An 8144-nucleotide genomic window follows, 5' to 3' on the forward strand; every position below is an offset into this window, starting at 1 on the left:
TTGTTCTTTCTAATTATATAGCTTAAATTTAGTGTTTTTATTAAAATGCTAACTTAAGCCGTATATAATTTATTGCTGGCTTCTTGCTTACTTACGAAAGTCCTCGCGGACTTTCTTTGTCCGTAATTATTTACTAAATTAGTTGCTTAAAACACGCAACAAACCATATACAACAACGTTAGCAATAATTAAACACAAACATTATGAAAAAAACATTATTTCTTTTATCAATTTTTAGCTTAATGCTTTTTAACTGCTCATCGGATGACAGTAATGATGAAAATCCTATACCTGAAAACGAAAATGAGTATGTAATTTTAATTCCAAATGCAACACCGCTTTCGGTTGCAGAAAAAACAAATAATCAAGTATTATTGACTTATTATGATTCCTCTGACAATTTAAACAAAATCTGCCAAATTAATGAAAATGGAGAAATTGATTGGGAATCTGATTTACAAATCGGAACAAACATTTGGACTAGTCAACTGTTTATTGATGATAACAATATTTTCTTTTTTTATATCGCAAATGGTAGTTCAGGTGTGGATTTAGCAAAACTAGATTTGGATGGAAATCTAGTAAGTAATGACTTTACTACAAATCAAAATTATAACAATTTAAATTTAAGAAAATCTGATAATGGATTTATTGCCGTAAATCACGAATCAAATTCTATTCAATATGATGAGTATTCTATTTCTGGAAGTTTATTAAATTCCTACGAATTAAATTATTCAAATTCTCAATCAAACTTATCGAACGTTATAAGAAAAAACAACATAACATATTTATTTAGAAATTATAATATAAATAGTTCGTTTTTTTACGAAGATTTTGACTGTAAAATATTTGATTCAAATGGAGATTTATCTAATACTATAACATTAACTGGTTTAGAAGAAGTAGGCAAAATTCATTCAAGTTTTCCAATTACATCAAATGAAATTTTAATGGTTACTCGTGAAAATGGCACAATTGGAAAAACATTAAATCTAGACATTTTTGACAGTTCAGGCAACGTAAGTTCATCTGTAAGTTATGAGGACTATGGAAATGCTATTAGCTTATCACCTTTATCTAACAATAACATCTGCTTTTTAGGACAAAAAGGTTCATCTCAAAATGGAAAAAAATTAAATTTTACGGTTTTAAATTCTAATTTAGAAATAGTTTCAGAAAAATATATTGGAAGTCTTGATAACATTGGAACTTTTAACTTAGCGAACTTTGAAAGTCCAAATTTTCATTATATTTATGGAATAACAGATAGTGAAACTGGCGATTTTGATTTACCAAATAACTCGACATCAACTGATTTGTTTATTTACAGGCTGAATAAATAAATAACTATTGCTAACACCGTGTATAGTTAATTGCTTGGTTATAGACTACTTACGAAAGTCCTCTCGGACTTTCTATTCGGTTTTTATTTGCTAACTTAGTCGCTAAACCACGCAACTAACCATACACACAGACGTTGTGTGCAATACCTCACGAAACCCTGAAAATAAAAATGGATATAATTAAACTGCCAGAATCACTAAACTCTGAAAAGTCACATACTGTTCAAGTTTATGACTATTGTAGTTCAAAGGAAATTTCCAAACAACAAATCATTCTAAATCAGAATACATTTAGCTTTTTAATTGAAGGAAACAAAGAAGTGATTTTTGATAATTCAGACCTTTCTATTGATAATCGCAAGTTTTTAATTATGAAATCTGGTCATTGTTTAATGACAGAAAAACTATCCGAAATTAAAAATTACAGAAGTATTCTTTTATTTTTCTCAAACGAAACCTTATCTAAATTCATTCAAAAATTCGAACTAAATAACATTGAACAGAACGAATATAAATCTGTTTATTCATTTGAATATGATAAATTTATTAAACGCTTTGTTGATAGTTTAATAGATATTTCCAAGCTTTCAAAAACAGTACAACAAAAAATAATTGAAGTAAAATTTGAAGAGATAATGCTCTATCTTGTGGAATTACACGGAACTCATATTTTATATTCTTTAACGTCCAATAATGATAATCTTACACAAAACTTTACTCGAACTGTTGAGAGTAATCAATTGAAAAAACTAACCTTGAAAGAATTAGCATTTTTATGTAATATGAGTGTATCAACTTTTAAAAGAGAATTTGAAAAAAATTATTCTGAATCACCTATCAAATGGTTTCAAAACAAAAGATTAGAACACGCTTACTATTTGCTCAATCAAAAAAATAAAAAATCTTCTGAAATATATTTTGAAGTAGGTTACGAAAATTTATCGAGCTTTATTCAAGCTTATAAATCAAAATACAATAAAACACCAAAACAGCACCAAACGGAATGAGCTTTTTGCGACACTTTTTGAGCGTTTAACTATGTCTCTTTTTTCATTTAAGATTTAATTTTGTGTCAAATATTAAAACATAATAAAATGAAAAAAACAAGTTTAATTTTAATGCTGTCACTAATTTTCACAACAGCAAGTTTCGGACAAAAAACATTTACCCTATCAAGCAACGATTTAGGTGGAGAAGCAACAAAGACTCAAGAATTTAATGGATTTGGTTGTACTGGAGATAACAAATCGCCACAACTTTTATGGGCAAATGCACCTGAAGGAACAAAAAGTTTTGCAATAACAATGTATGACCCAGATGCACCAACAGGAAGTGGATTTTGGCATTGGGTTGTTTTTGATATTCCTGCTAACGTAAATGAATTGGTAACTAATGCAGGAAATGTTGAACTAAATTTATCACCTAAAGGCGTAATTCAGAGTATAACAGATTATGGAATTAAAGGATTTGGAGGACCTTGTCCACCTAAAGGACACGGATTTCATCAATATATAATTACTGTTTATGCTTTAAAAACAGATAAATTAGGACTTGATGAAAATATAAATCCAGCCATTGTTGGTTTTAATCTTTGGAATCAAACATTAGCAAAGGCAAGTATTGTAGCTTATTACAAACGAAAAGAATAAGTACTGCACACAACACCGTATATAAAAAATAGCAGTTAAGAGCTAAACTTAAAGTTTATTTCTTTTCTGCTATCTTTGTTTTATAACGGAAAATTATCGCAAATAAATCTGCTACTTTCCATATACAACAACGTTGTACGCAAGCTTGACTCGTCCTGAATAAAGGCTACATAATTTTAAACATTATGTACAAAAATGACAAAGTGATCAGACGGTATTCAGAACCTTTTAAACTGAAAATTTTAGACGAACTTACAACCGGAAAACTAAACAAAAGTCAACTCGGTAAAGCTTATGGAATCAATCCTACAACTATAAATGAATGGATTAGAAAATACAACCGTAAAGACTTAATGAACACCAGAATTAAAGTGGAAACAAAAGACGAAATTACACGGATTAAAACACTGCAAAAAGAGATTGAACAGCTTAAAAAGCTTCTGCTTAAAAAGGATCTCGATGCTATGATTGAAGAATCGTATCTAGAAGTCGCTGCTGAAAAACTAGGATACAAAACCGTGCAGCAACTTAAAAAAAAACTAAATACGAAACCTTAATCAAGGCCAAAGTAAAAGCTGAGGGATTTGCTTCCTTATCTACTATATCTAATTGTTTTGACTTAAAACGTGATGCTTATTATAAATATAAGCGAAGAGCTGATAAACGTTTAAAACTAGAACAACAGATTATTGATATAGTTAGAAAAAAACGCAAATCCCTTCCTAGAGAAGGCGTGCGTAAACTTGAAAAATCATTGAAAGACGATTTTGCCAAAGCTAACTTAAAGGTCGGTAGAGACACTTTATTTAATGTTCTTAGAAAACATAACATGCTAACACTTAGAAAGAAATCTAGTTCCAGAACTACGAACTCTTACCATCGTTTCTATAAGTATAGTAACATTATTAAAGATATAGAACTTACTAGGCCTAATCAAGTTTGGGTCTCGGATATTACCTATATCAGAACCGTAAAAGGATTCTGTTATCTAGCACTTATTACAGATATGTATTCTCGTAAAATTGTAGGCTACGACCTAAGTGATAGCCTAGAACTAAATGGATGTGTAAGAGCCCTTAATAAAGCTATTTATCAAGCCAATAACATCAAAGGTCTTATTCATCATTCAGACAGAGGCATACAGTATTGCAGCAATGTATACACTCAAATACTTAAAAGAAAAAAGATAGATATTAGTATGACTGAAGAAAATCATTGTTACGAAAATGCCATAGCAGAACGCGTAAATGGCATCTTAAAAGATGAATTTTATCTCGACCAAACCTTTGATAACATCAATCATGCAAGGAAAGCTGCAAAAAATGCAATTAATTTATACAACGAAATAAGATTACATTTATCTTTAGACTATAAAACACCTAATATGGTATATAAATTATCAGCTTAATTCAATTTTAACCTGTAGCCGTATTTCAGGACAAGACATTACTCAGCAAACTCTTGAAATTTACATTAATTATTATCGTTTATCTTTTTTTAACCTATCATCAATTGGTAATTCAATAAACTCTAATATTTCAACTTTTCCAAATTCTTTAAATAAGGGGTTCAAAATAATATTTGATTCACGACCGACAATAGTAGATGGTACTCTTAAAGCAAATCTATTTCTATCTTTTGCTAAATCTGTGAAAATTTGTGTTGTTTTGGAGGAATAAGGATATTGATTCCATTTTTCTGGAAGTTCATCTAATTCCTCTATAATAAACTCATCTGGAAATTGAATTTTTGCAACCAATATTTCTTTAGGTAAATATGCAATATTTTCGGAATGAACATAATACTCTAATAAGGCTAATGAAATATTTTCTGAACAATAAATTGCTCTAGTACCAACTGAATTCCATCTTCCACCAACCTTTTCAGCACCAATTCCTGATAATGTTGTTTCTTTATATTTTACATTAGCTACTCTGTAAACAATCATTAGCTATAAACATTATATTGAATTCTAACAATTTCATTTTCGACCATTTCAAAACCAAAACTACTGTCGAGTAGTTCAAATGGAATTTTATTCCCAAGAGTCTTTGTTGGAGTAATTAACCATTTTTTAAAGTCTTCTTTTGAATCAAAAACTTCATATCCTAGTCCAAATAATCTGGCCAACTCATAAATTCGTTCTGAAGTTTCTTTTCCATAAACTGCTTTTTTTTGCATACTACTTATTGATGCAGGTAGAATATGTTCAAATTCTTTTTCTGTAGAATCAGTATATTGAATCAATTGTTTCCAATCCGACTTTTTAACGCCCTCTCTAATACGACCTATTAATTCCATTTTAAACCCAGGAGCATCTTTTGAATGTGTAACAACCCAAGATGGAGAAAATTTACTAGGACGCATTATTTTTCCACCCTTTCTAGCAACCTTAACTTTTGCTGGACCTTGTTTTATACTTGAGCCTTCTTTTCTTGTCTTAACATCCATAATTGTATATTTACGCATTACCTAAGGTAAATATACAATATAATTTGAAATTGATTTGACATTTAACTAAATTTCACAAATAATAAGTTAAATTGGAATAAAACTGCTTACAACAAAGTACTGTGGTAAAAAACAAGTAAAAACTTATTAATTAATTGCTGTTTTCTTCTCTACTTGCGAATATTCCTGCGGAATATTCACGGGTTCGTGAAAGTTTACTAATTTAGTTGCTTAACCACGCAACTAACCATACACAACAACGTTGTAGCCAATTAAAACAAACATTGTAACATTTTATTAACTTATTCGTCTTTACAATAAACGAAGATACTTATGAAAAAATTAATATGTTTTCTAATAATTGTAATGTTACATTCAATAATATTTTCTCAAAATTGTAGTTGCGAAGAAAACTTCAAATGGTTAAAAACTACATTTGAAGAAAACGATGCTGGTTTCAGCTATGTATTAGCTGAAAAAGGAGAAAATGAATATAAAAATTATAATGAAAAATTCACGAAAAAGATAAAACTTATTAGTAACAATAAAGATTGTGCTAAAACCCTCTCTGACTGGCTTTCTTATTTTAGGTCTGGACATTTGTCTCTTAAATTAATAGAAGAAAAAAATAGTGTAGAATTAACTAGTTCCAGTGAAAAACCCTCAATTTATAATTTACATAACAACACATTAGTTCTAGTTATTCCTTCCTTTGAATATTCAGAAAAGCAGTCAATAGATAGTCTTTTATTAGCAAATCACAATAAAATAACTAGTACAGAAAATTTAATTATTGATTTAAGGAATAATGGAGGAGGAAGTGATGAAAGTTATTATGAATTAATTCCTTTTTTATATACAAACCCAATCAGAACAATAGGTGTTGAATTATTATCAACTAAACTTAACAACAAAAGATTAAAAGATTATATCGATAACAAAAGCACTACAAAAGCAAATAGAATAATCGCAACTAATTATCTACAACAACTTAAAAATAGTTTAGGAGAATTTGTGAATTTAGATTCTAAAAGAGTTCATATTAAAACATTAGATACTATTTATACTTATCCAAAAAAAATTGGTGTAGTTATCAATCAAGACAACGGTAGCACTACAGAGCAATTTTTATTATCTGCAAAACAAAGTAAGAAAGTGAAATTATTTGGAACCACAACTGCCGGAGTATTGGATATTTCAAATATGTATTTTGTTAATTCACCTTGTAATGAATTTGAATTAGGTTATAGTATATCAAGAAGTATGCGTATTCCTGATATGACTATTGACAATAAAGGTATTCCACCAGATTATTACATTGACAAAAGTATTCCTGACAAAAAATGGATTGAATTTGTTTCTAAAATATTAACTGATAATTAGAGCGTGCATTATGAAAAAGATTATATATTACATATTCTTCGTTGTTTTAAACTTTAATAATCTTTATGCTCAAGAAATAAATCATTATCAAGGAAATATCCTAGTTGACTTTAATAAAAGAATTTTAAAGGCTCATCTTTCTATAGATTTAAAGGAGTTTTCAACAAAAGACACTATTAAATTACATCTTCAAAAAGCTTCAATAATTGAAAAAATATGCTCTAACTCAAAGACAATTCCTTATAAAATTATAGATGAATCATTTATTGGAGAAGACAATACTTTGGTAATAAAAAAAAAAATATCATAGATAATAAAATACTTATAGCGTATTCATATAGTTTAGACAGTATTCAGAATAAAAGTTTTCAATTTAATAAAAACTGGCTAGAATTAAACCTTTATACCGCTTGGTTTCCTTTCAATTTTAAATATGGACACTTTACGTATAATATTAACATTCAAACTCAGTATAACTTAATTAGTTCAGGAAAAATAACCAATAATATTGAATATTGGAATGTTAACCAAAAAATCCCATATTTTGATATTCCTATAATTATCTCGCCTAAATTAGAATTTACACCTCTGTTTAACGGACAAGTAAAAATTTATCATTTGAACTTAAATGACAAATTAAGAGATACCATAAAAAGAAATGTACAGAATCATTATGAGAGTTTAAGTCTTCTTTTTGGCAAACCTGATTCTGGCAATCTTACTTTAGCCATTAACAATTATAATAGACCTATTTCATATACACGTAAAGAGTTTATTTCATTTTCTCTAAACAATTCTTTTGATAAAGAAAGTAATCAAATTCTTGCTCACGAAATTGCTCATTTATGGTGGAACAAAGCAAATATAAAAAATTGGGAAGATTGGTTAAATGAAGGATTAGCTGAATATTCTTCTTTAATCCTATTTAGAGAAAAATACGGAAATAGCGTGTTTAAAGAAAACATAAGTAAGTTAAAAACAAAAATCAAAGATTTACCACCTATATATAATATTAATTACAATAACGAATATAGACAAGATGTAGTTACCTATAAAAGTGCTTACTTACTTTATGAATTAGAAAACAAAATTGGAAAAACTAACTTTATTGATTTACTTAAAATTTTCTATAAGAGTAATGAAATAAACAATGCAACATTCCTTAGTTTAATTGAAAACAAATTTGGAATTGCAATTAAAGAGGAATTTGAAAGTAAATTAAAAGAATAATAACTGGCTACAACAAAGTACTGTGGTAAAAAACAAGTAAAAACTTATTAATTTATTGCTAAAGTACTTCTGTAATTATTATCAT

General features: G+C 28.2%; 10 protein-coding genes. 8 read left to right on the plus strand and 2 right to left on the minus strand.

Going from position 1 to position 8144, the window contains the following annotated elements:
- Positions 1 to 203 precede the first annotated feature (203 nt).
- The 5 genes from HSX10_RS18210 (at position 204) to HSX10_RS18230 (ending at position 4403) form a co-directional block, all read left to right on the plus strand.
- On the plus strand, positions 204 to 1346 hold the full coding sequence (locus tag HSX10_RS18210) for a hypothetical protein (RefSeq protein ID WP_173589683.1): 1143 nt from the start codon (positions 204 to 206) through the stop codon (positions 1344 to 1346).
- Between the two features lie 170 nt (positions 1347 to 1516).
- The gene (locus HSX10_RS18215) at positions 1517 to 2353 is read left to right on the plus strand and encodes a helix-turn-helix domain-containing protein (protein ID WP_173589684.1); all 837 of its coding nucleotides are present in this window, start codon (positions 1517 to 1519) and stop codon (positions 2351 to 2353) included.
- Positions 2354 to 2440: 87 nt separating this feature from the next.
- Positions 2441 to 2995, plus strand: coding sequence for a YbhB/YbcL family Raf kinase inhibitor-like protein (locus HSX10_RS18220; protein WP_173589685.1), 555 nt, complete (start codon positions 2441 to 2443; stop codon positions 2993 to 2995).
- A gap of 185 nt (positions 2996 to 3180) precedes the next feature.
- Positions 3181 to 3552, plus strand: coding sequence for a transposase (locus HSX10_RS18225; RefSeq protein ID WP_173589686.1), 372 nt, complete (start codon positions 3181 to 3183; stop codon positions 3550 to 3552).
- Positions 3552 to 4403 (plus strand): IS3 family transposase, encoded by an 852-nt coding sequence (locus HSX10_RS18230; RefSeq protein WP_173589691.1) that lies wholly within the window; start codon positions 3552 to 3554, stop codon positions 4401 to 4403. Before HSX10_RS18225 ends, HSX10_RS18230 begins: the two co-directional genes overlap by 1 nt.
- 72 nt (positions 4404 to 4475) lie before the next feature.
- Here the strand turns inward: HSX10_RS18230 and HSX10_RS18235 are convergent, their stop codons facing one another.
- Positions 4476 to 4943 (minus strand): RES family NAD+ phosphorylase, encoded by a 468-nt coding sequence (locus tag HSX10_RS18235; protein WP_173589687.1) that lies wholly within the window; start codon positions 4941 to 4943, stop codon positions 4476 to 4478.
- Positions 4943 to 5464, minus strand: coding sequence for an Xre family toxin-antitoxin system antitoxin (locus HSX10_RS18240; RefSeq protein WP_254453272.1), 522 nt, complete (start codon positions 5462 to 5464; stop codon positions 4943 to 4945). Before HSX10_RS18240 ends, HSX10_RS18235 begins: the two co-directional genes overlap by 1 nt.
- A gap of 315 nt (positions 5465 to 5779) precedes the next feature.
- Between HSX10_RS18240 and HSX10_RS18245 the strand changes: the two genes are divergently transcribed.
- The 3 genes from HSX10_RS18245 to HSX10_RS18255 all read left to right on the plus strand — a co-directional run bounded on the left by HSX10_RS18245 (position 5780) and on the right by HSX10_RS18255 (position 8059).
- Positions 5780 to 6829 carry a S41 family peptidase gene (locus HSX10_RS18245; protein ID WP_173589688.1) on the plus strand — a complete coding sequence of 350 codons (1050 nt, stop codon included), beginning with the start codon at positions 5780 to 5782 and terminating at the stop codon, positions 6827 to 6829.
- 10 nt (positions 6830 to 6839) lie between these two features.
- On the plus strand, positions 6840 to 7139 hold the full coding sequence (locus HSX10_RS18250) for a hypothetical protein (protein ID WP_173589689.1): 300 nt from the start codon (positions 6840 to 6842) through the stop codon (positions 7137 to 7139).
- A gap of 308 nt (positions 7140 to 7447) precedes the next feature.
- Positions 7448 to 8059, plus strand: coding sequence for a M1 family aminopeptidase (locus tag HSX10_RS18255; RefSeq protein ID WP_173589690.1), 612 nt, complete (start codon positions 7448 to 7450; stop codon positions 8057 to 8059).
- The last annotated feature ends 85 nt before the right edge of the window (positions 8060 to 8144 follow it).

This window comes from Winogradskyella undariae, assembly GCF_013285155.1.
Classification (GTDB): Bacteria; Bacteroidota; Bacteroidia; order Flavobacteriales; family Flavobacteriaceae; genus Winogradskyella; species Winogradskyella undariae.